The sequence below is a fragment of the Bacteroides sp. B1-V-101 genome (assembly GCF_023656585.1).
Lineage (GTDB): Bacteria > Bacteroidota > Bacteroidia > Bacteroidales > Bacteroidaceae > Bacteroides > Bacteroides thetaiotaomicron.
Window position 1 is genome coordinate 20571 of sequence record NZ_JAMOKH010000038.1, and the last position, 22052, is coordinate 42622.

Consider the following 22052-nt stretch of genomic DNA (forward strand, 5'->3'; position numbering starts at 1 on the left):
AGGATGGATTTTTAATTAATATTCCCGTATTTCATTCTTATAGATTTTTACTTCTACCAGCTTTTGGGCGTTTACATCCGAGACCCAAAGAGTGTTTTGGTCTACCAGCAGCTTCTCGGGTTTCTTAAAAGTATATCCTTTGACGGACTTAAAACTGTTTTCCCAGTTCCCTTTGGTTCGGTCATAGATAAATAGAGACCCGTTTTGGGCAGATAGAATCATTCGATTTTCATGCAACGCGATGCCGCAGGGATTGAAGCTCAGAGGGAGCGTTTTTTCTGTGTCAATCAGTATCTTCTGATCTCCTTTTTCTATCAGTGTGGTGTCGATGGCTTGAATTTTCTGATTGCCGTATTGCCCGAAATCAGCAAGATAAACGATACCGGTGGAATCCTGCACCATCTGATGAGAATGGAAACCGTTATTCACATCCATTCCATCTCCTTTACTGCGGCAATAGAAAGGAACTTTCTGATAATTCTCCAAAGTTACGTCAGCTTCCCGGTAGACTAACAGATTCTTTTTGGTACGAATCATGATATTTCCGTCCGGTGTGATAGCCATAGCGTGAGAGTGTACCATCTGATTGATTCCGTCTCCCCAGTTACCTGTGCCGATGCGTGTGATGAACTCCAGCGTCCGTACATCGAATACATCTATTCGGGAACTTATGTTTGCAAGGTACAGCCGGTTACCGGATATTCCGATCGCTTCAATCTTATCCGGAAACTTCTGTTCTGCCTCTTTATATTTCCAGCTTTTGAGCGAAGCCAGATGTCGGTTCTTGTTCCGGTCATAAAGTTCCAGACTAAAAGCTCCGCTTTGAATATTGGCTACAAAAAGAGTATCTCCTTTTATGTAAGTAGGTCCGGGGGTGAATTGACCTTCAGCCAAGGCGAAGTCTGTGGCGGATAACTGTCGTGCCGCTTCGTATGAATAGTAATAATAGCTTGTATATGGCTCTGCGGGTTTTGTAGCCGGGCGGACTTCCGGGTTTTCTTCTTCCGAGCAACTACCTGTGATTAATGCCATTAGTAACAGACATCCGGTATATAATTTTTCTTTTCTCATGTCTTCTTTTTTTTTAATTCAACTTTTCTACAGGGATTCCCGTTACTGTATGTGCATTCCGGTCTACTATGAACAATGTCTGCCGTGCCATTGACATCTTTTCCACGTTACTGAAGGTGTGTCCTTCGACAGTTGTGTAATCCTTAATCACAGTCCCTGTCTCCGGATTGACTTCGGCCAGGGCGATAGGCTGATTCTTGCCTGTAGCAAAGGAGACGAACATTCGTTTGCCGATAAATGCAATGTCGTACGGCGAATAAGAGGTCAGATTAATGACCCGTTGGGCTTTCCATTCCACCTGTTCGCGCATTGCCTGAAGGTCGAATACATAAATCTTCTTATTTCCCTGGTGGGTGGTATAAAGTAACCCGTCGTTGCCGATTGTCTGCCCGTAAGTACCCATTGCCTCTCCCATATTCGATGTCCGGCAATAATTGGGCACATTTTTGAAGCTTTTTCCGGGGACAATATCGTCTTCGATAAATACACATACCCGTTTCTTATCTCGGATAAACACACATCCCCGGTGTACCAGTACATCGAAAGCATGAACCGTTTGGTTGCTTCCTTCTCCCCAAGAGCCTGTGCCGATGGTTGCCACCAGTTCAAAAGTCTTTTCATCAAAAATATCAGTCCGGCTTTGTTCGTTTGTAACGTAAATCTTACCGTGGGCTACGGTCACGCCGTTCGGTGTTGCGGCAAATCCCTTTGTTGCCCCTCCTTCCGTCCACTCTTTCAGGCTTTTTATGTGCGTCAGTTTGCCGTTCTGCTCTTCCAGAATCTCCAGACTGAAATTTCCGCTGGCATTGTTCACGATGTAGATTCGGTTGCCATATACACAGACATCCTTGGGCGCAAAAGTCGATTCCGTGGCTTGGGGAATATCTTTGTAGGTGATGATGCAGGAGAGTGGTGTTCCTTGCGCAGTATCCTCATCCTCTTCTTTCAATATCGGCGATAGTCCACCGTCGATTGCATCCAGTTCAGGGTCTTCAATGATGTATCGGGAAGCGTTGTATTTTGAGCTGCCATAAAGTTTGCCATAGCGGCGGGTGTGCATGAATCTTCGTGAGTACACCGGAAGTTTCTTTTCGATGCATAGTTTGTTGTATACGGTGGCGCAGAGGGTAATCCATCCGGTTCCCGTTTGTTCGTAAGTCATGTTTCCGCTGTGCCCGTAGCCGAGGCAATGACCCAACTCGTGAAACGTGGCGCTGGTGTGCGCTCCGTCGTCTGCGTAGTGTTCCAGAAAGCACCATTCGTTGAGTCCATAAGTTTCTCCGCCTCCCAGTCCGTCTACGGTTGTCACTTTCCCGATAACGAAGCCGGAGTGGTTGATTACTTTTTTGAGGAGCATATCGATGTCAATAACAGTTTTGTTGGCGTCACTATGCAGTTTGCCTCTGTATTTTTCCAGTTCTTCGGCAAATTCCTTTGACGAGAACATATAGCCGTAGTTCAGCATCATTGCTACCGCTTCCCGGGCGTGAGCCGGATAAAGTGGATAGGCCCATGAACCGGTCTGACTATAGGCGGAGAAACGTACGTTGTATTTGGACTTGGTGGAAAGCAGTTTTTGATAGTATTTGTCATTACATTCTATTTCCAGTTTGAAGTCGGCTGCGGACAGGTGTGGATTTGCCATAATCTGGATTTCTTTTCCTGAACGGGTGATGTAACGCTTGCTTTGCGTCAGCATCGGCAGTTCCTTATGAAATTCAGTGAAAGCTGGGAGCACATCGAACTTTGCCAGTTGGAATGCTTCTTCATATCCGCTGATGGTTGCCCACACAGTCACCTCCTTGACAGGACGGGGCGAATAGAAACGGATAAATAACTCTTGCTGCTCGGTGATGCTGACTTGCAGGGGCTGGTTTACTCTGAATCCCCGCTGGGTGTTATTGAATAGAATCGTGGCAGGCTCATCATCCTGAAGCATTAATTTGAAAACATCCGGAGTCAGGTCTTTCTCTGCTATCCGGATTATTCCATACGGGTTCTCTGTTGTTTCGCTGTCTGTGTCTGCCGGCGTTTCTATTAAGTCGTCTTTGGTGCAGCTTTGCAGTCCCCATATACAGAAAATAAGAAAATAGGTGAAACGAAAGATTCTGTGGAATATCATATTTCTTTTTTTAGTTTGCGGGCGGCAAAGGTATAAAAAAAATGTTTATCACCATTCATCCTGCTTTTTTTCCCTTATCTTAGTGGCGTAATAAAAAACAAACAACTATGAATCAAACACGTTGTATTGTAATTTTGTCTATTCTTGCTCTTTTTGTAGCAAGCGTATCTGTTGCCGGAAATATCTCTTTGCCGGATGCTTCTCAAAAGGTTTTTGAAGGAAAACCATGTATTAACTCTCCCCGGGCGATTGGCAATTATCCTGCCAGTCCTTTCCTCTTTTATATTCCTACTACCGGTCAGCGGCCGATGGAATGGAGTGCGGAGAAACTTCCGAAAGGATTGAAACTGGATTCGAAAACAGGGATTATCACAGGATCAGTAGCTTCTAAAGGTGAATATACCGTCACTCTTAAAGCTAAGAACGCATTGGGGACCAGTACGGAAAAGCTCGTGATCCGCATTGGTGATGACCTGTTGCTGACTCCTCCCATGGGTTGGAACAGTTGGAATACTTTCGGGCGACATCTCACCGAGGAGTTGGTTTTGCAAACTGCGGATGCGCTGGTAGCCAACGGAATGCGGGATTTAGGCTATTCCTATATTAATATCGACGACTTCTGGCAGTTGCCCGAACGGGGAGCTGACGGACATTTGCAGATCAATAAAGATAAGTTCCCGCGTGGAATAAAGTATGTGGCAGATTATCTGCACGAACGTGGCTTCAAACTCGGAATTTATTCGGATGCAGCCGATAAGACTTGTGGTGGTGTATGCGGCAGTTACGGCTACGAAGAAGTGGATGCGAAAGATTTCGCTTCGTGGGGTGTCGATTTGTTGAAGTATGATTATTGCAATGCTCCTGTCGACCGGGTGGAGGCTATGGAGCGCTATGCAAAGATGGGAAAGGCGTTGCGTGCTACGGGACGTTCCATCGTGTTCTCCATTTGTGAGTGGGGACAGCGCGAACCTTGGAAATGGGCAAAACAGGTAGGCGGACATTTGTGGCGCGTTTCGGGAGATATAGGCGATGTCTGGAACCGGGAAGCCAACAAGTTGGGCGGGCTTCGTGGTATCCTGAATATTCTTGAAATCAATGCTCCTTTGAGTGAATATGGCGGTCCTTCCGGTTGGAATGATCCGGATATGCTGGTAGTTGGTATCGGTGGTAAGAGTATGAGTATCGGATATGAATCGGAAGGTTGCACCCACGAACAGTATAAGTCTCATTTTGCATTATGGTGTATGATGGCTTCTCCATTACTTTGCGGAAATGACGTGCGAAGTATGAATGACAGTACATTGCAGGTTCTGTTGGATAGGGACCTGATTGCTATCAACCAGGATGTGTTGGGCAAGCAGGCGGAGCGCAGCATCCGTGCAGATCATTATGATATTTGGGTAAAGCCGTTGGCTGACGGTCGCAAAGCGGTAGCTTGTTTTAACCGGGCGGATACTCCACGTACTATAGAATTAAATTCAAAAACGGTGGAAGACCTGTCTTTGGAGCAGGTGTATAGTCTTGACAGCCGTTCTATGGAAAATGCTGCGAATAACATAATGGTGGACTTGGCGCCTTACCAATGCAAGGTTTATATCTGTGGAAAGCCGAAAAAATAGTCAATGACAGTACTGGAATGACAGTAATAAATCTCTGAGGTAAAATAAAGAAAGGTTGAGGCATAAAAAAGGAGCAACGCCTTGCTCCAACCTTTGTTAACCTTAAATCTAATACTATGAAAAAAATCACATGACAAATGTAAGTCTTCTTGCTATTCCTTCCAAATAATATTCTTGTATTTGCGTCTCTTTTGATTTCTTTCACGGATTTTCACTGTTATCGCACACAATGGGTCTGAATTGAGGAATCTCAGCCTTTTTATTAACTAACAAGTTTGTTACTAACAAAGTTGTTAGTAACAAACTTGTTAGTCATTGACGATGCAATCCTTGCTTATGTGCCAGTACTCCAGTTTTTTAATTTGTTATTAACGCTCGAAGGTCTTGAGGACTTGACAAAGGCTTTTTTATGTTGTATATTTGTAGTCGTAATAACAACAATAAAACTCAAATCAAAACTTAGAAACGAATGAGAGGAATCTTATCTTTTGCTGCACTGGCTGCGATGTACTTCCCCGGATGTACAACGAGTAAAAATGCGGTGCATTGTCTCAGCCGATGGATTAAAGGTTGTAACCCGTTGGTCAAAGAACTTATACCGACAGGTTACTTGCCGTACAATCACCGGTTTTTGACATCAAAACAGTATAAGATCATAACAAAACATCTAGGAGATCCTTATGAGGATTAGGGCATAAGTAGCTCGGAAATGAGCAAAAGGCTGCAAACTTTTACGGAGTTTGCAGCCTTTTTTGTTGCATAAATTCAAGAAAAAGAGATTTGAAAGGCGTATCGGCGTTTTTAATAAACTTGGGAACCGTTTCTAATAAACGATGAAAGAATTTATTAGAAACTCAAATACGGTTTTAGTATACAGTGTCTATGTTTTTCATTGTGGGTAAATCGGGAGAAGGCAGTATCGTATTCATTGGATTAGTATATTGGTAAATTTGCATGACTATTTTTACCTTTCTCTCATAGACCGTTTTGTATGACAAAGTATCATGTTGCTTTTTTGTTGGTTATACTATAATGCAGCTAATTTGTACGTAATTCTATTTGAGCAAACAGAATAATTCGTTTATTCGCATATGATAAATACCGAAATGAGTATTATTGCTCTATTATATATATGTATATTCGGTTTTCTAAAATTATAAAGCTATGAGAAAGCACACTTTTCTATTTATTATCTTTTTGTATGTTGGCATCTGCATACAGGTTAAGGCAACAGATCAAAGAGGAGAATATCTCGTCATAGGTAAAGATACATTGGAAATGCTTACTTGACCATTGGGAGATAGTGAGACTCTGAGTAAGCAGGTAAAGAATTGTATTTCGAAGCGCTCCTTCTCTACTGATTGCGGGCGGGGGTATGTCGGTATATGGAGACTGGAAACCGACAGACTCTATTGGGAGAAACAGCAATGAACGCACTTTGGAAAAAAAATATTCATCTGTATAGTCGATTGAAAATAAGCGAATTACTTTAGGATATTTACTGCTTTAAAGCCATTGAAAGGAGACACAAGGGGGACTAAAGGGGACTGGACGGTTTGCGCCCTGTTATATCTTTGCAGAGTCATTCAGACAAAACGGAATGGCAAACAGATAACCTTTATTTTTTTAACCATTTAAACTTTAACAATTATGGCTTTAGAGTATGTAGTAACAAAAAGAGTGTTCGGTTTTGACAAGGACAAAAACGAAAAGTATGTAGCAAAGTCGGTTCGTTCCGGCAGAGTAAGTTTTTCCAAGATGTGTGGCAAGGTGAGCCGTCTTTGTGGAGTTCACCGCAAAGTTGTGGATCTGGTCGTCAGCGGTCTTGTCGATATGATGGCGGAGGACATTGACGACGGAAAGAGTGTTCAGATGGGTGAGTTCGGCATCTTCAGCCCTACCATTCGCGCTAAGAGTGCGGATGACGAGAAGGAAGTATCATCTAAGTCAATCGTCCAAAGAAAGATCCTTTTCTATCCTGGAAAAATATTCAAGACCACGTTGGATGATATGAGTATTACCCGTCGTGCGGAGTTGGATACGGACTATACGGACGGAAGTAGTAACAATGGCAGCGGTAGCGTAAAACCTAATCCCGGTGGAGACGGAGGAAAGGGTGATGAAGAAGCGCCGGACCCGACTGTATAAATCTTCTGTACTTTCTTTTTAGGTAGCAGACAGCGTGGGAAAGGCTTATTGAAAAGTTGCAAATGCACAGATAATCGGTTATACTCGATTTTCTGTGCATTTTTTCTTTATATAATGCCTTGGTGTATCTATTGTTTCCTCCTTATTTGCTTCTAAACTTGCAAATTCGTTCCAATCGTTTCACAGAACCTTCCATGTCCTGTTTTTTGTTCTGCTAGTATGATTTAGTTTATATTATAACTTCTATATTTGTTCACAGAAACGAACAATTATGCAACACGGAATCTATACATGCGTTATTCTCATGGCATTTCTTGCTTTATCAGAAAGTGTGTATGCAGTGGTTCCGGTTTTCACGATTGCGAGTGACACTATCAGGCGGGTGGTGATATATTTCGATCAGGAAGAAACAGATGTTGATTCCTGTTATAAAACTAATAATCAAGAAATTAATGTTTTAGATTCTTTGCTTGAGGAAAGAATAAATTCAAGATATATCACTGCGCTCAATGTGGTCACTTTTGTATCGCCTGACGGAGATTCGGTTTACAATGCCGCATTATCTGTCCGAAGAAACAATTCGATGAGAGAGTTCTTAAGGCAACGTTATCCGTATGTTGATGTCGAAAAGATTAAACTTACTTCTGAAGGAGAAGACTGGTCTGAACTTCGTAAGTTGGTGGCGTCGGATTCAGACTTGCCGGACCGGGAAGAAGTCTTGATGTTGATAGATTATCATCGGGATAACATCGTGAAGCGAAAAGAACTGTTGCAGAAGTTGAATCAGGGAATGGCTTACCGATATATTGTCCGCAACGTGTTACCTAAGTTGAGACGCGCTGAGATTACGGTTGTCCGCAAAGTTCCGGAAATGGAAAAGAATATTTTTGAACCGGTATCTTCTGTCTCCGGATTGTTTGTTTCAAAGCAGGAAGAGGCGCTTCCGAGCGATCAACCTGATAAGCCGGAGGGAGAAAGTAAAGAGAGTATGGCTTATGAGGTGGTAGTGTCGGAGGCAGAAGGGCCGGTTGAAAGTAAAACGGTGCTTGCAGTGAAGAATAATCTGTTGTACGATTTGGCGTTGGCGCCAAATCTGGAAGTAGAGATTCCGGTAGGCAAAAGGTGGTCTTTAAATGCTGAATACAAATGTCCGTGGTGGCTGAACAGTAAACATGATTTCTGTTATCAGCTTCTTTCGGGAGGAGTGGAAGGACGTTGCTGGTTGGGCAATCGTCAGAAGCGCAACCGGTTGACAGGGCATTTTGTTGGGCTTTATGCTGAAGGTGGAATTTACGATTTCCAGTGGAAGGGCGACGGTTACCGGGGCGATTATTACGGAGCTGCGGGAGTGACCTACGGGTATGCGCGGCAACTGGCTCGCCATCTGTCGCTCGAATTTAGCTTCGGCATCGGGTATCTGACAACAGAATATAAGAAATATACTCCTTACGAGGGGGATATCGTGTGGACAACTAGTGGACGTTATAACTTTATAGGTCCTACCAAGGCGAAAGTCTCTCTGGTATGGCTGATAAAAAGAGGGAGATAAGGACGTTATGCAAGATACAAGATACATACTTCTTGTGCTTCTGTCCTCGCTGCTGATGCTGACCGGATGTAGCCGTCGCGAACTATTGGATGATTATCCCGTAAGCGGGGTAGATATAAAGTTAGATTGGAACGGTGTTACCGATAAGTTGCCGGAAGGGGTTCGGGTGATTTTTTATCCGAAGAGTGCGGAAGGCAGAAAGATTGATACATACCTTTCAGTAAGAGGTGGAAAAGTAAAGGTGCCGCCGGGGCGTTACTCGGTAGTGGCTTACAACTACGACACTGAAACGGTGCAGATCAGAGGAGAGGAAGCCTATGAGACGATTGAAGCATTTACAGGCTATTGCAATGGTCTGGGAATAGCGGGAACGGAAAAAATGGTATGGGGACCTGATCCCTTATACGTAGTGCAGATCAATGATTTACATATAGCGAACAGTGAAGAAGAGCTTCTACTGGATTGGAAACCGAAATTAGTGGTAAAGACCTATTCTTTCAAGATCAAGGTGGAAGGGCTGGAATATGTTTCTTCAATTGTAGGCAGTGTGGAAGGTATGGCGGGTTGTTACTGTTTGGGCAGATGTTGCGGGATGATGAACGATGCTCCTATCTACTTTGAAGCGCAAGGGTGTTCGGGCGAAGTAACGGGTAGTTTTACTGCTTTTGGGTTACCGGAAGGGGCGATGAGTCGGGCAAGTCTTGCTATAAAGTTTACGCTGGCATTTGTGAAGGTGGATAATACGGTACAGAAGATAGAGGTTGATATAACGGATGTGATTGTTAATTCGGAGAGTGGTGAAGGGGGAGGCAACGATGAGCCTTCTAAAGATATAGAGTTACCGCTTGATGATGATGAGGTGAAGGTTGATAAGCCGGAAAATTCGTCTGGTGGTGATGGTGGTATTGGCGGTGATGTTGGTGATTGGGGGGAAGAGGAGGAGGTGCCTTTGCCCGTAATTTGAGATAAAGCATAAGCAAAATATAACAATATTATAAACTTAAAAAAATACGATTATGAAAAAGGTATTATTGGCGATTGCAGCAGTTGCAACAATTACAAGCTGCTCACAGAATGAAGAATTTGAGAATCCAGCACAGAATGCGGAGATAAATTTTAGTACTATTGTAAGTAAATCTACAAGAGCCGTTATAATAGAGAATAAGGACTTTAAGAAATTTACAGCCTATGGGTATTCTCATGGTGAAACGAATTTTACGGGAGTTGTTACATCTACTATAATGTCTAGTGCTGAATATACTAAAGGTGAAGATGGAGGCTGGACTACATCAGGGCGTTATTATTGGCCGACATCTGGTAAGGTTACTTTCTTTGGATATGGAGGAGTGGCTACTGCAACGTATGCTAAAGAAGACGGTAAGTTTCCTACTTTAAAATATACTGTGTTAACGGATATTAATAAGCAAGAAGACTTACTAGTAGCACAGCAAGCTAATAAAAGTAAAGAAAACAATAATCCTTCTGTTAATTTGAATTTTAAGCATGCATTGGCTCAAGTTTACTTTAAATTGAAAGGTAATGACGCAGACCTTACATATACAGTTTCTAAGATTGAACTAAATAAGGTAAGAACAGAAGGTACTTTCACATATGGGGGTGATCCTGATACATCTATTGGACAGTGGGCTGTAGAGGATAACGCTTCTACTGGAAATTATGCAATCACATTAAATGATCAGAAAGTTATAGGAGAAGCAGAAGCCACAATTTTAAATGATGCCTTAACACAGGTAATGATTCTTATGCCCCAATCCTTAGCCGGAGTAGAAGTTAAAGTAACATATAGTGCAGAAAAGGGTGGCCTTGAAGTTCATAGTGCGAGTGAACCTGTTACGGTAAAATTGACAGGGAACTGGGAAGCTGGTTCTAAAACAGCTTATGTATTATCTTTAAATGGTGATGCTATAAATTTGACAGGGTCTTCTGATGACACTTCATGGTCAGAAAAAACAGATGTAAATACTGATGTAAATAAATAATTTGGACGTATTTATTAAGAAACAAATGTCTGTTTTGATTATTTGAAAATAAAATATTCCGGGGACTTTATCTGATGATATTTCAGATAGTCCCCTAATTTTAAATTAATTCTAGTTATGTTTGAAAGTCAAAATCTAGTGTAAAATTTATATTTAGGAATTTTTGATAATATAAAATAGTGAATAGCTTTTTTAAAAGTAAAAATACTCTCCTTTTTATATTACAAAAAAAATGTAAAAATAACCTCTTTTTCACTTTTCCTCCCTTTTCTATTGCCATGTAAAAGATTTCATATATTTTTGTTGCAAACAGGAACAAATCAAACGCCAACACAAATATATGTCATCAATCTGTCAGGGTACTTGGGATTGTCAGAACTGTCCGAAAGCCGTAGACAATGCTATCATTCACACTACCCATACAAGGGGCTACCATCAACCAGCCCGGAAGTGTGAAGATAATTTCATCCTTTTTTTGATAAAGGGAGAGCTCTTGGTTAATAGTCAGGAGTATGCAGGTACGATGTTGAAAGCAGGTGAATTTATTCTTCAGGCTATTGGTTCAAAATACGAGATGCTTGCGATGACCGAGTGCGAATGTATCTATTATCGTTTTATTCAGCCGGAACTATTCTGTGACTTCCGTTTCAATCATATCATGAAGGATGTACCTTCTCCGCTTATCTATTCTCCTTTAAAGATAATTCCTGAATTGAAATACTTTTTGGATGGTTCCAAATCCTATTTGAGTGAAAGTAAAGTCTGCCGGGATCTGCTGTCTTTAAAGCGCAAAGAACTGGCGTTTGTGCTAAGCTACTATTATTCGGATTATGACTTGGCTAGTTTGGTGCATCCACTCTCGAAATACACCACCACTTTTGAATACTTCATCCTTCAGAACTATAAGAAAGTAAAAACGGTAGAAGAACTGGCTCAACTGGGAGGTTATACCGTCAGCACCTTGCGGCGTATCTTCAATAATGTATTCCACGAACCGGTATACGAATGGATGCAGGCGCGACGTAAGGAAGGTATTTTGGATGACTTGAATAACTCTGAGTACAGTATCTCCGAAATATGCTATAAATACGGTTTTGAGTCTCTGCCTCACTTCTCCAATTTCTGTAAGAAGTTCTTTGGAGCTTCTCCACGTATGCTTAGAACAAGCAAGAAGAACGTCTGATAATTTTTCAGAGAGAAAGTCAAAAACTATTTTTTTCTTTGTGGGTGTAGTACATTTGTTGTATATTGCTAGCTGTTTCCTTTAAAACCAGTCTAATACATCTTTATTATAAAGTCAGATCACTTCAAATAAAGCCATGATAAGGTGGATACGGAAATTAAATTTTTTATTTCAACGAATTAAAATCAGGTTTCAAAGCAGAATAATAACATGATAGATTATGCTGAATGAATGAAAGATAATAGGATATTTTTCTAATACTCTTTTGTGTAATCAGAAGAGAATCAGGGTTTGAAATCTATTATGGCACGTACAATACTAGGATATAAATCATAAATACTATGTAATGAGAACAAAACGAGCTTTTAAGGAATTTTGTGTATTGGGTGGTTTGGCATCTTCCGTTTGCGGAGTAGCTCAGGAGCGCCCGAATATTATTGTTTTCCTTGTAGATGACATGGGACTTATGGATACGTCGGTTCCTTTTATCGCAGATGAGAGTGGTCAGCCGGTGCGTCATCCGCTGAATGACTGGTATCATACTCCGAATATGGAGAGACTGGCTAAACAGGGTATTTGTTTTTCTACTTTTTACGCACAGAGCGTGAGTTCCCCTTCCAGAGCTTCCATCATGACCGGACAGAATGCGACCAGGCATGGAGTCACTAACTGGATTAATGCTGAGAGCAACAACCGGAATCCTTTCGGACCGCCCCAATGGAACTGGAAAGGTCTCAGAAAAGATATGCCTACCATGCCGAGAGTCCTGCAACAAGCCGGATATAAAACCATTCATGTAGGAAAAGCACATTTCGGCTGTATGGGAAGCGAAGGAGAGAATCCGCTGAATATCGGCTTTGATGTAAATATCGCAGGTTCCGGCATTGGACATCCCGGCAGCTATTATGGCGAATGGGGATACGGGCATATCAAGGGACAGAAGATTAGAGCAGTTCCTGACCTGGAGAAATATCACGGTACAGATACCTTCCTGAGTGAAGCGCTGACTATAGAAGCGAATCGGGAGATCACCAAAGCCGTAGAAGAAAAACGACCTTTCTATCTGAATATGGCCCATTACGCAGTTCATTCACCTTTCCAGGCAGACAAACGTTTCTTGTCACGCTACACCGACCCGGATAAGAACGAGCAGGCAAGAGCTTTTGCTACATTGATAGAAGGCATGGATAAATCATTAGGCGACATCATGGACCAACTCGAAAAGCTGGGAATTGCCGAAAATACGCTGATTCTCTTTTTAGGAGATAACGGTGGTGATGCTCCATTGGGAGATGAACGTGGCTATGGTTCTTCCGCTCCGCTGAGAGGTAAAAAGGGGACGGAGTTTGAAGGTGGTATGCGTGTTCCTTTCATCGCAGCTTGGGCAAAGCCTGAGAAGAAGAGCAAAGTACAGAAGAACTTGCCTATTGAAGTAGGAAGTATGCAGACACAGTTGGGCACAATCATGGATATCTATCCGACTGTTCTGTCTGTGGCAGGATGCGAAGTTCCCCAAAACTACGTGATAGACGGATTCGATCTGAAAAAGCAACTGAGCGGTAAGGTGGACAAGAAGCGTCCCGAGTCTTTCCTGATGCACTTCCCTCACGCACACCGCGGCAGCTACTTCACCACCTATCGCATGGGCGACTGGAAACTGATTTATTATTATCTTCCCGAGACTCCGAAACAACCCAAAGCCTTGCTTTACAATCTGAAAGACGATCCGGAAGAAAGGAATGAGCTGTCTGCCGCACATCCGGATCAATGCAGAGAGATGATTCGGGAAATGTCCGCCCGGCTAGAAAAGGAAGGAGCTCTTTATCCGGTGGATAAACAAGGAAATGAGTTGAAGCCTTTTGTTTACTTTTAAATAGGTGCTACTATTTCAACTGTCTGTTTTGCCAAAGCATATCTATTAGGCAAAACAGACAGAATTATATATCATTTGTCAGATACAATTGCTATGACCGGATTGGCATCCTCATCCAATTGGCTCATCCAATGGGGAATATTCTCATTTTTATTGTCAGATTGTTTTTGAGAAGCATCAGGAATACTGGCAGCTTCCAGAATAAATCCATATTCTCCTTTATAACTGCACAATGCCGACAGGTCAACTTTCAGTTCCTGCTCTGAAGTGAGATCGTCAACAATGAATTGCTGGCACTTTGCAAACTTAGTTTGCTGTGTTTCTTTATTATACAAACCATTATAGACTTGTTTGTTTTTTACGTATTGAAAAAATACAGAATGTGTGTTTTCCAATACATAAGCTACGTAGATACTTTGCGGATTACTATACCATAAAGGATTGGCGGATGAATGATCTGTATCTGTATGAAAAACCATATATGGATATAGTTTCCTGTTTTTAATTGTGTATATCGTGTCTGTGAAGGTTTCTCTGAAACGTACTTCATTCTCGGACGACCATAGGCTGGGATTATAGAGAGGCAGCAGTAATTCTCCTTGCTCCTTATCTTTGATAATCATTACCCCTCTTCTTCCCAGATTTCCAAAGAAACCTGCTCCTCTTTTTATGATAGAAAGGCTGGATATATTATCCGGAGAAGGGATAGAGGGCGATTTTAATAAATTGGGAATTGAATCCAGCTTTTCTCCAAAGGAGTTGAGGAAAAGCAAAGAGTTGCTGGATTCCAATCCTATACTACTATTACAATGGGCAATAATGGTAGAGTCGGAAAACGCGAAAAAGTCGGGTGCGGCAGGTATATGTGGAATTTGAATTTTCCCGGTCATTTCTCCTTTCTGATTATATTTTAGCAGCTGGTCCGGTGCGCGAAAGAAGTAAAAAAGACCTGCATCATCTATCCAGTAATTTGTCGAGCTATATCCACTTGGATCATCACCGATATGGCCTATACTGCATATATACTTCCCGGTCTGTTTGTGGAATAAGAAACATTGGTCTGTAGTGCTAAGCACAATCTTATCTTTCAGTAGCGCTATATGGGGATTGTCTCCTATCAGGCATACTTCGTTGGTTTCCAAAGGTACATAACGTACAGTATTTCCGAAGTCAGATAACTTTAGGCTTTGGGAATCAGTTGCATCCGTAAGATTTACAAATAATGTATCCTTGGCATTCTCCTGATTTGTGATGCATGAGGTTAGTAAGACTACTATCCATATCAGCAATAATTTATTCATCGTATTTAATTTATTTGATTGTCTGGCCTTATGTCACAAAGAAAAGAATAAAAAACGGATAATGAACAAGCTATCTATAAATAATTGGTCAGTAAAAAGAAAATCCCCCGCCAGCCAACGCCGACGGGGGATTTATGCTATTAATCAAATCAAGCTCACGCTTAGTCTTTCAGTTTAGCGATGATGAAGTCGCGGTTCAGGCGGGCGATGTTGCTGATAGAGATGTTCTTCGGACATTCAGCCTCGCAAGCGCGGGTGTTGGTACAGTTACCGAATCCGAGTTCATCCATCTTAGACAACATAGCTTTCGCACGGCGCAGAGCTTCCGGTTTACCTTGCGGAAGCAAGTTCAGCTGGCTGACCTTTGCAGAAACGAACAACATGGCAGAACCATTCTTACAAGCAGCTACACAAGCACCGCAACCGATACAAGAAGCGGCATCCATAGCTTCGTCAGCGATGGGCTTCGGGATCAGGATAGCGTTGGCATCCTGCGGAGCACCTGTACGAACGCTTACGTAACCACCGGCCTGCATGATCTTGTCATAAGCAGTACGGTCTACCATCAAGTCCTTGATGACAGGGAAACCGGCCGAACGCCAAGGTTCAACAGTGATGGTGTCACCATCGTTGAAACGGCGCATGTAAATCTGGCAAGTAGTAGCACCTGTTGCAGGACCGTGCGGATGTCCGTTGATGTAAAGAGAACACATACCGCAGATACCTTCGCGGCAGTCGTGGTCGAATACAACCGGTTCTTTTCTTTCGCTGATCAGCTGTTCGTTCAGAATATCCAGCATTTCGAGGAAGGAAGTATCACCGGGGATATCTTTCATTTGGTAGGTTTCAAAAGCGCCTTTAGCCTTCGGGCCTGCTTGACGCCATACCTTCAGTGTAAATGATATATTTTTATCCATTTTCGTCTAATTCTTTTAAATGTTTAACTTCACCGATTAGCTCTTGTAGTTACGGGTCTGAACCTTGATAGCTTCGTATACCAGCGGTTCTTTGATCAATACAGGAGCCTTTTCATCGTCACCCTGATATTCCCAGCAAGCTACGTAGAAGAAGTTTTCGTCATCACGTTTTGCTTCTCCTTCTTCAGTCTGGTATTCTTCACGGAAGTGACCACCACAACTTTCGTTACGGTTCAATGCGTCGTAAGCAACGAGCTCGCCCATAGTGATGAAGTCATACAGACGGATAGCCTTGTCGAGCTCTACGTTCATACCTTCCTTAGAACCGGGGATAAACAGATTGGTTTCGAATTCCTTGCGGACTGCTTTCAGTTCGGCGATACCTTTCTTCAGGCCTTCTGCCGTACGTCCCATACCTACGTATTCCCACATGATGTGACCCAGTTTCTTGTGGATAGAATCAACTGATTCTTTGCCCTGGATGCTCATGAATTTGTCGATCTTAGCTTGAACAGCCTTTTCTGCTTCGGCAAATTCGGGAAGATCGGTAGAGAAACGAGGAACAGTAATCTGATCTGCCAGATAGTTCTGGATAGTGTAAGGCAATACGAAGTAACCGTCGGCCAGACCTTGCATCAATGCGGAAGCACCGAGGCGGTTTGCACCGTGGTCGGAGAAGTTACATTCACCGATAGCGAACAGACCCTTGATGGTAGTCTGCAGTTCGTAGTCTACCCAGATACCACCCATTGTGTAGTGGATAGCCGGATAAATCATCATCGGATTATAATATTTCACACCACTGATTTCTTTTGCCAGTTCGCCCGGATTAACGTCAGTGATTTCTTCATACATGTCGAAGAGGTTACCATAACGCTGAAGCACTACATCGATGCCCAGGCGGTTGATAGCTTCAGAGAAATCGAGGAATACGGCCAGACCTGTGTTGTTCACACCGAAACCTGCGTCGCAACGTTCTTTAGCTGCACGGCTGGCAACGTCACGCGGAACCAGGTTACCGAATGCCGGATAACGGCGTTCCAGGTAGTAGTCGCGGTCTTCTTCAGGAATATCACTTCCCTTGATTTCGCCTTTCTGCAATTTGATAGCGTCTTCTTTCTTCTTCGGAACCCAGATACGACCGTCGTTACGCAGAGATTCGGACATCAGAGTCAGTTTGGACTGCTTGTCACCGTGTACCGGGATACAAGTCGGGTGAATCTGAACGTATGCGGGGTTAGCGAATACAGCACCCTTGCGGTAGCAAGAGATAGCAGCTGTACAGTTACAACCCATAGCGTTGGTAGACAGGAAGTAAGCGTTACCGTAACCACCGGTAGCGATTACTACGGCGTGAGCAGCGAAACGTTCCAGTTCGCCGGTGATTAAGTTCTTGGCGATGATACCGCGAGCACGTCCGTCGATGATCACAACGTCCTGCATTTCATAACGGGTGAACAGCTTCACCGTACCTACGTTTACCTGACGGCTTAGTGCGGAGTAAGCACCCAGCAACAGCTGCTGACCGGTCTGGCCTTTAGCGTAGAACGTACGTGATACCTGTGCACCACCGAAAGAACGGTTGTCCAGTGTACCGCCGTATTCGCGTGCAAAAGGAACACCCTGGGCTACGCATTGGTCGATGATAGCGTTGGATACTTCGGCCAGACGGTAAACGTTGGCTTCACGTGCACGATAGTCACCACCTTTTACTGTATCGTAAAACAGACGGTAAACGGAGTCACCATCATTCTGATAATTCTTTGCAGCATTGATACCACCCTGTGCAGCGATAGAGTGTGCACGGCGCGGAGAGTCCTGAATACAGAAGTTGAATACTCTGAAACCCATTTCACCGAGGGATGCAGCAGCAGAAGCACCTGCCAGACCCGTACCCACAACGATGATATCCAAACGGCGTTTATTAGCGGGGTTCACCAATTTCTGGTGAGCTTTATAGTTGGTCCATTTCTCAGCCACCGGGCCTTCTGGAATTTTTGAATCTATCTTGATCATAATATTATTTACAATTTAATCATTTACAATTTACTATTTAGCAAGCACCGCCACAAAGGAGTGATTTCACGAAGAATACCACTACTACGAGTGCGAAACCGAGTACTACAATCGTAGAATAGATGTTAGAAATACATTTCCAACGATTGATCCATACCTTGTTGTTCCATCCCAGTGATTGCATGGAGCTCCAGAAACCGTGAGTCAGGTGGAACCACAAAGCAAACAGCCAAATGAGGTAGAGCACTACATAAACCGGACAAGAGAATGTCTGCTGGATGTGATATGCACCGTTTGCCGCATAAGCCAGCGTCAGTGTATCAGCGTGCATGTCCAGGTTGTGCATCAGTTCCGGCAACTGCATTTTTGCCCAGAAGTTGAAGAGGTGCAAACCGAGGCCTACGATAACGATAATGCCTAACACCAACATGTTTTGAGAAGCCCACTCTACAGTTTTCGGTTTGTCGACTACTGCATAGCGTTCGCTACCGCGCGCTGTGCGATTCTGCATTGTCAGCCAGAACGCGTAGATGATGTGAATAATGAAAAGAGCAGCCAGTGCTGCGGTAGCTACCAGCGCATACCAGTTTGCTCCCAAAAACTCACAAATCATGTTGTAACCATCAGCCGAGATGATTGCAACTAAGTTCATCGCCATGTGAAATGTTAGAAACAGGACAAGGGCGATACCGGTAACGCTCATCACCACTTTCCTTCCTACAGATGAATTACTTAACCACATAAATGATTGAATTTAAATTATTTAATTGTTAGAACTAAAATTTCGACGTTTTACACCTCTTACAGACTGCAAAAATAGGGGAAATAGATTGATTGACCAAAGAATTAAAGAAATAATTCCTTAATCGGTGATCTTTCCGATTTTTTCGCCATTGGCCGCTTTCTTGCGCAAGGCGCGCGGGGTGTCTCCGAAGGAGTCTTTGCAGAAGTGTGCAAGGTGGGACAGCGAGTCGAAACCATACCGGTTGCAAATCTCTGTAATCCGCATATTAGAGTGCTGTAGGTCTTCGAGGATGCCTTCCCGTTTTTTCTCCAGCATCCATTCGTAGACGGGCACGCCGTATAAGTTTCGGAAGAGACGGCGGAAGGTGGTGGTGTTATAGCCTCCCAGATGTGCGAATTCTTCGACGTTCTTTGCTTTGCTGTAATTCTGCATGACAAAGTATTGGAAACTTTCCGTATAGGTGCTGATCGGGTAGAAGAAAGCCCTCAACTGGGGCAGGGGATAGTAATTGGTGATCATATACACCATCTCCTGACATTTCAGGTCGATATATTTGCCGCAGGCGGGAGTCGACTCGTCAAGGTATGCGGCTACGTCGTTGATGAGATAGAACAGGCGCGGGTTCATCACCATTGGGGTGTAGGTCAGCGGGCCTTCTGCCTGGTCGATGATTTCACGGTAGCGGTTTTCGCATAGCAACGGCAGTTCGTTGAACCAGAAAAGGATGTATGATACGTCCGTCAGTGCCAGTATCTCGTATTTTGAGCCGATGGCTTGCAGGATAAACTGTTTCTCGTGTAGTGTCGTTCCGGGATGTTCGTCACTGTTGATCAGCAATTCGCCCTCGATCATAAAGAGCATGCAGTTTTGCGTGCACTTATCCTTCGGAATATGCTGCCCTCTGAGCAGATTTCTGTGAATAAGAGTACTTTCCATCGCTTTGGGGCATCCTGAGCAATCTGTATGTTGAGCACAAAGTGAGTCTTTTGACATGGGTTTTATCCGTGAATCGTTGTCTACAGGGACAAAGATAGTCGTTTTTTGTGAAAATAAAATTCTTTCTTCCATTATGTTTTAGCAGAAACGGGGATATGATTGTCTTTATTGGTTTTGTTTGCACAACTTTGAAGTTTCACGGACTCCTGAATGGCGTTCTTTAATACATTAATACATTTTTATCTGCCATCTGCAGCATTTTCTTCATCCCTTTACATGATATATTCAGAACAAGTAGTTTCATCATTAGTTCCACCTGTTGAAACCAAGTGTTTCAAGGCATGAAACAAACTGTTTCAAGTAATGAAACTTCTTGGAACAACTGTCGATTTCGTTCATATGACAGCTCGATTCAACTCACTTGACCGCATAAGTTGCTCTGATTGACCTGTCCGTTCGAAAGGTATTATTTCATTTTTCAGTCAATAATGGATGACTTCTCAGCTGTTAATACCTGATTTCTCAATTATTAATAGCTGACATGACAATCGTTAATAGCTGACGCGTCAGATGTTAATACCCAGTAAATCAAAGTATAATGTAGGATAAACGACCTATATGCCGTGGTGGCAGAGTGAGAGCAAACCTTTGCTCTCACTCTGCCACCATACTTGCTGTAATGCTTGAAATGCCGATGAATAAAGGGATACACGCGAATAATGAGAGCGTTAGGGCAAAACTGCTATCTTTTTCACTTGTAGCAGCTGCCTAAGTTCAAGTTATAAATGCGACAGTTCAGTTTCCGTACCAGTCACTTACTTATTATAGTATTTTTCAAGCAGTTCCTGCATTTCCGGATATTTCCCGTCCGTATCTCCGGTTTCTTTGCGAAGTCTCAATAAGTCCTTCTTCATCTGTTTGATGACAGGTGCATATTTCGGATCGTTGTATGCATTATGATTCTCGTGCGGATCGTTCTGCAAGTCATAGAAGTCCCATGACGGAGTAAAGTCGAAGTTCTCCGTATCAGTCATGTCCAGATTTCGGGCATAATAGAAGATCAGCTTGTAACGGTCTGACCGGATGGCGAAGTGTGCGGGACGAATAGCGTGATTGGTCCAGTAGCGATAGTAGATTTCTTTTCGCCAGTCGGTCGGCGTGTTGCCTTCCAGGTTGCTGACGAAGCTGTCTCCTTGCACATTCTCCATCTTTACTCCGGCAAATTCTGCCAGCGTCGGTGCGAAATCGACATTCAGTATCAGATCATCCAGACGTTTTCCTGCGGGGACCTTATTCGGATAACGGATAACGAAAGGCATACGAGCCGATTCTTCATAAAACATCCGTTTGTCGAAGAAGCCGTGTTCGCCTAGGAAATAGCCTTGGTCGGAGACGTAGATGACGATGGTATTGTCGGCGATATTCATTTCGTCCAGAGCTTTCAGGAGTTTGCCGATGTTGTCGTCGACGGTAGCGCCACAACGGAGGTAGTCACGGATAAACTTTTGGTAGGAAGCACGTCTGGCGGCTGTCCGTTGCATCCCTTCGGTGCTGAACGGCAGTCCGGGGTAGCGGCACCACCACTTGTCGGGATCCTGTGATGCGATGCGCCAGCGGCGTTCCAGTTCTTCCAGTGTCTGTCCTTTGAAAGAACGGCCGTTGGTTTCCGGTCCCCAGTCCAGCAGGTTTTCGGGTTCGGGGAAGGTGACACCGTCGTAGAGATGCTCCATGCGTATCGGGTAGTCGTAGGGTTCGTGCGTTGCTTTGAAATGGCAGCACATCAGGAAGGGTTGATTGCCGTCCTGCTCTTTCATCCATCGGATGGCTTTCTCGGTGACGAGGTCGGTGGAGAAGCCGAGCACCCGTTCGCCGAACTGGTGGTTGCCGGGCCACGGGTCGGTGCTCTCTATGAAAGTCGGGTCACGGTATTCGCCTTGATCGTAGAAGATGGAGTAGTAGTCGAATCCTTGCGGTTGCGACTGGATATGCCATTTGCCGACGAGTCCGGTGTGGTATCCGTTGGCTTGTAGCAGGGTGGCAAGGGTGGGGATGGAGGTGTCCAGTGAGTCCGCAAGGGTGTACAGTCTGTTCCGGTGACTGTATAGACCGGTGAGGATACTGGCACGGCTGGGTGCTGAGATAGAGTTGGTGCAGAAACAGTTGTCGAGCACTACCCCTTCTTTTGCCAGCCGGCGGATGTTGGCGTTGTGGGCATATTCTGCCAGTACTCCGCCATAGATGCCCCAGGCTTGGGAGGTGTGGTCGTCACTCAGGATAAAAAGGATGTTGGGGCGTTGTCCGGCAGGTTGAGCGCCTTGCAGGTGCGTCATGGTTCCGGCTGCCAGCAGACCGGTAAGTACGAGTTTATTCATATACGTATAGATGTTGCATTTCTTCAAAAGTCAGTCTAAGTTAGACGGTTGCTTTCATGTAGATAAATGATCATATGAACTGATTTTATGCCTAAAGATAGTGATTGTTATTCACTTTGTATTATAATCCGGAAAACTTTTGCGATTTAATGTAATTGATTCCGGTAAAACACTTAATTCCCTTTTTAAAAGGATGTTTT

16 protein-coding genes are annotated in these 22052 nt (G+C 43.7%); 8 read left to right on the forward strand and 8 right to left on the reverse strand.

Features of this window, described 5'->3' with window-relative positions; genetic code table 11:
* Positions 1–15: 15 nt before the first annotated feature.
* Together NBH01_RS21290 and NBH01_RS21295 are read right to left on the reverse strand one after the other, a co-directional pair.
* Positions 16–1071, reverse strand: coding sequence for an NHL repeat-containing protein (locus tag NBH01_RS21290; RefSeq protein WP_011108615.1), 1056 nt, complete (start codon positions 1069–1071; stop codon positions 16–18).
* A gap of 13 nt (positions 1072–1084) precedes the next feature.
* A complete protein-coding gene (locus NBH01_RS21295) occupies positions 1085–3193 on the reverse strand; it encodes an NHL repeat-containing protein (RefSeq protein ID WP_011108614.1) in 2109 nt (702 codons plus the stop codon).
* A 107-nt stretch (positions 3194–3300) separates the two neighbouring features.
* Between NBH01_RS21295 and NBH01_RS21300 the strand changes: the two genes are divergently transcribed.
* The 8 genes from NBH01_RS21300 to NBH01_RS21335 all read left to right on the forward strand — a co-directional run bounded on the left by NBH01_RS21300 (position 3301) and on the right by NBH01_RS21335 (position 13565).
* On the forward strand, positions 3301–4812 hold the full coding sequence (locus NBH01_RS21300) for a putative Ig domain-containing protein (protein WP_008761722.1): 1512 nt from the start codon (positions 3301–3303) through the stop codon (positions 4810–4812).
* Positions 4813–5281: 469 nt separating this feature from the next.
* On the forward strand, positions 5282–5503 hold the full coding sequence (locus NBH01_RS21305) for a DUF4248 domain-containing protein (RefSeq protein WP_008761724.1): 222 nt from the start codon (positions 5282–5284) through the stop codon (positions 5501–5503).
* A 959-nt stretch (positions 5504–6462) separates the two neighbouring features.
* Entirely contained in the window at positions 6463–6960 is a 498-nt protein-coding gene (locus NBH01_RS21310; protein ID WP_008761725.1) for an HU family DNA-binding protein, read from the forward strand.
* 271 nt (positions 6961–7231) lie between these two features.
* Positions 7232–8509 carry a DUF3575 domain-containing protein gene (locus NBH01_RS21315; RefSeq protein WP_250700286.1) on the forward strand — a complete coding sequence of 426 codons (1278 nt, stop codon included), beginning with the start codon at positions 7232–7234 and terminating at the stop codon, positions 8507–8509.
* A gap of 7 nt (positions 8510–8516) precedes the next feature.
* On the forward strand, positions 8517–9473 hold the full coding sequence (locus NBH01_RS21320; protein WP_048692154.1) for a DUF5119 domain-containing protein: 957 nt from the start codon (positions 8517–8519) through the stop codon (positions 9471–9473).
* Positions 9474–9525: 52 nt separating this feature from the next.
* Positions 9526–10509, forward strand: coding sequence for a fimbrillin family protein (locus NBH01_RS21325; RefSeq protein WP_118307068.1), 984 nt, complete (start codon positions 9526–9528; stop codon positions 10507–10509).
* A gap of 340 nt (positions 10510–10849) precedes the next feature.
* Entirely contained in the window at positions 10850–11692 is an 843-nt protein-coding gene (locus tag NBH01_RS21330; protein ID WP_016269112.1) for a helix-turn-helix domain-containing protein, read from the forward strand.
* A 346-nt stretch (positions 11693–12038) separates the two neighbouring features.
* On the forward strand, positions 12039–13565 hold the full coding sequence (locus tag NBH01_RS21335) for a sulfatase (protein ID WP_008767327.1): 1527 nt from the start codon (positions 12039–12041) through the stop codon (positions 13563–13565).
* A gap of 71 nt (positions 13566–13636) precedes the next feature.
* On the opposite strand, the gene NBH01_RS21340 is transcribed toward NBH01_RS21335, so the two are convergent.
* The 6 genes from NBH01_RS21340 to NBH01_RS21365 all read right to left on the reverse strand — a co-directional run bounded on the left by NBH01_RS21340 (position 13637) and on the right by NBH01_RS21365 (position 21852).
* A complete protein-coding gene (locus tag NBH01_RS21340; protein ID WP_225680558.1) occupies positions 13637–14866 on the reverse strand; it encodes a DUF4934 domain-containing protein in 1230 nt (409 codons plus the stop codon).
* Positions 14867–15027: 161 nt separating this feature from the next.
* On the reverse strand, positions 15028–15783 hold the full coding sequence (locus tag NBH01_RS21345; protein ID WP_008761731.1) for a succinate dehydrogenase/fumarate reductase iron-sulfur subunit: 756 nt from the start codon (positions 15781–15783) through the stop codon (positions 15028–15030).
* Between the two features lie 36 nt (positions 15784–15819).
* On the reverse strand, positions 15820–17799 hold the full coding sequence (locus tag NBH01_RS21350) for a fumarate reductase/succinate dehydrogenase flavoprotein subunit (RefSeq protein WP_008761732.1): 1980 nt from the start codon (positions 17797–17799) through the stop codon (positions 15820–15822).
* A 37-nt stretch (positions 17800–17836) separates the two neighbouring features.
* Positions 17837–18541 carry a succinate dehydrogenase/fumarate reductase cytochrome b subunit gene (locus NBH01_RS21355; RefSeq protein ID WP_008761733.1) on the reverse strand — a complete coding sequence of 235 codons (705 nt, stop codon included), beginning with the start codon at positions 18539–18541 and terminating at the stop codon, positions 17837–17839.
* Between the two features lie 120 nt (positions 18542–18661).
* Positions 18662–19537 (reverse strand): helix-turn-helix transcriptional regulator, encoded by an 876-nt coding sequence (locus NBH01_RS21360; RefSeq protein ID WP_032814147.1) that lies wholly within the window; start codon positions 19535–19537, stop codon positions 18662–18664.
* 758 nt (positions 19538–20295) lie between these two features.
* Positions 20296–21852, reverse strand: coding sequence for a sulfatase family protein (locus NBH01_RS21365; RefSeq protein ID WP_113748024.1), 1557 nt, complete (start codon positions 21850–21852; stop codon positions 20296–20298).
* Between the last annotated feature and the right edge of the window lie 200 nt (positions 21853–22052).

Excerpts from the sequence above, each read along its gene's own strand:
- NBH01_RS21340 (WP_225680558.1), bottom strand. The coding sequence starts at position 14,866 with ATGAATAAATTATTGCTGATATGGATAGTAGTCTTACTAACCTCATGC.
- NBH01_RS21360 (WP_032814147.1), bottom strand. The coding sequence starts at position 19,537 with ATGTCAAAAGACTCACTTTGTGCTCAACATACAGATTGCTCAGGATGC.
- NBH01_RS21355 (WP_008761733.1), bottom strand. The coding sequence starts at position 18,541 with ATGTGGTTAAGTAATTCATCTGTAGGAAGGAAAGTGGTGATGAGCGTT.
- NBH01_RS21330 (WP_016269112.1), top strand. The coding sequence starts at position 10,850 with ATGTCATCAATCTGTCAGGGTACTTGGGATTGTCAGAACTGTCCGAAA.
- NBH01_RS21350 (WP_008761732.1), bottom strand. The coding sequence starts at position 17,799 with ATGATCAAGATAGATTCAAAAATTCCAGAAGGCCCGGTGGCTGAGAAA.
- NBH01_RS21320 (WP_048692154.1), top strand. The coding sequence starts at position 8,517 with ATGCAAGATACAAGATACATACTTCTTGTGCTTCTGTCCTCGCTGCTG.
- NBH01_RS21310 (WP_008761725.1), top strand. The coding sequence starts at position 6,463 with ATGGCTTTAGAGTATGTAGTAACAAAAAGAGTGTTCGGTTTTGACAAG.
- NBH01_RS21345 (WP_008761731.1), bottom strand. The coding sequence starts at position 15,783 with ATGGATAAAAATATATCATTTACACTGAAGGTATGGCGTCAAGCAGGC.
- NBH01_RS21295 (WP_011108614.1), bottom strand. The coding sequence starts at position 3,193 with ATGATATTCCACAGAATCTTTCGTTTCACCTATTTTCTTATTTTCTGT.
- NBH01_RS21300 (WP_008761722.1), top strand. The coding sequence starts at position 3,301 with ATGAATCAAACACGTTGTATTGTAATTTTGTCTATTCTTGCTCTTTTT.
- NBH01_RS21305 (WP_008761724.1), top strand. The coding sequence starts at position 5,282 with ATGAGAGGAATCTTATCTTTTGCTGCACTGGCTGCGATGTACTTCCCC.
- NBH01_RS21315 (WP_250700286.1), top strand. The coding sequence starts at position 7,232 with ATGCAACACGGAATCTATACATGCGTTATTCTCATGGCATTTCTTGCT.
- NBH01_RS21325 (WP_118307068.1), top strand. The coding sequence starts at position 9,526 with ATGAAAAAGGTATTATTGGCGATTGCAGCAGTTGCAACAATTACAAGC.
- NBH01_RS21365 (WP_113748024.1), bottom strand. The coding sequence starts at position 21,852 with ATGAATAAACTCGTACTTACCGGTCTGCTGGCAGCCGGAACCATGACG.
- NBH01_RS21290 (WP_011108615.1), bottom strand. The coding sequence starts at position 1,071 with ATGAGAAAAGAAAAATTATATACCGGATGTCTGTTACTAATGGCATTA.
- NBH01_RS21335 (WP_008767327.1), top strand. The coding sequence starts at position 12,039 with ATGAGAACAAAACGAGCTTTTAAGGAATTTTGTGTATTGGGTGGTTTG.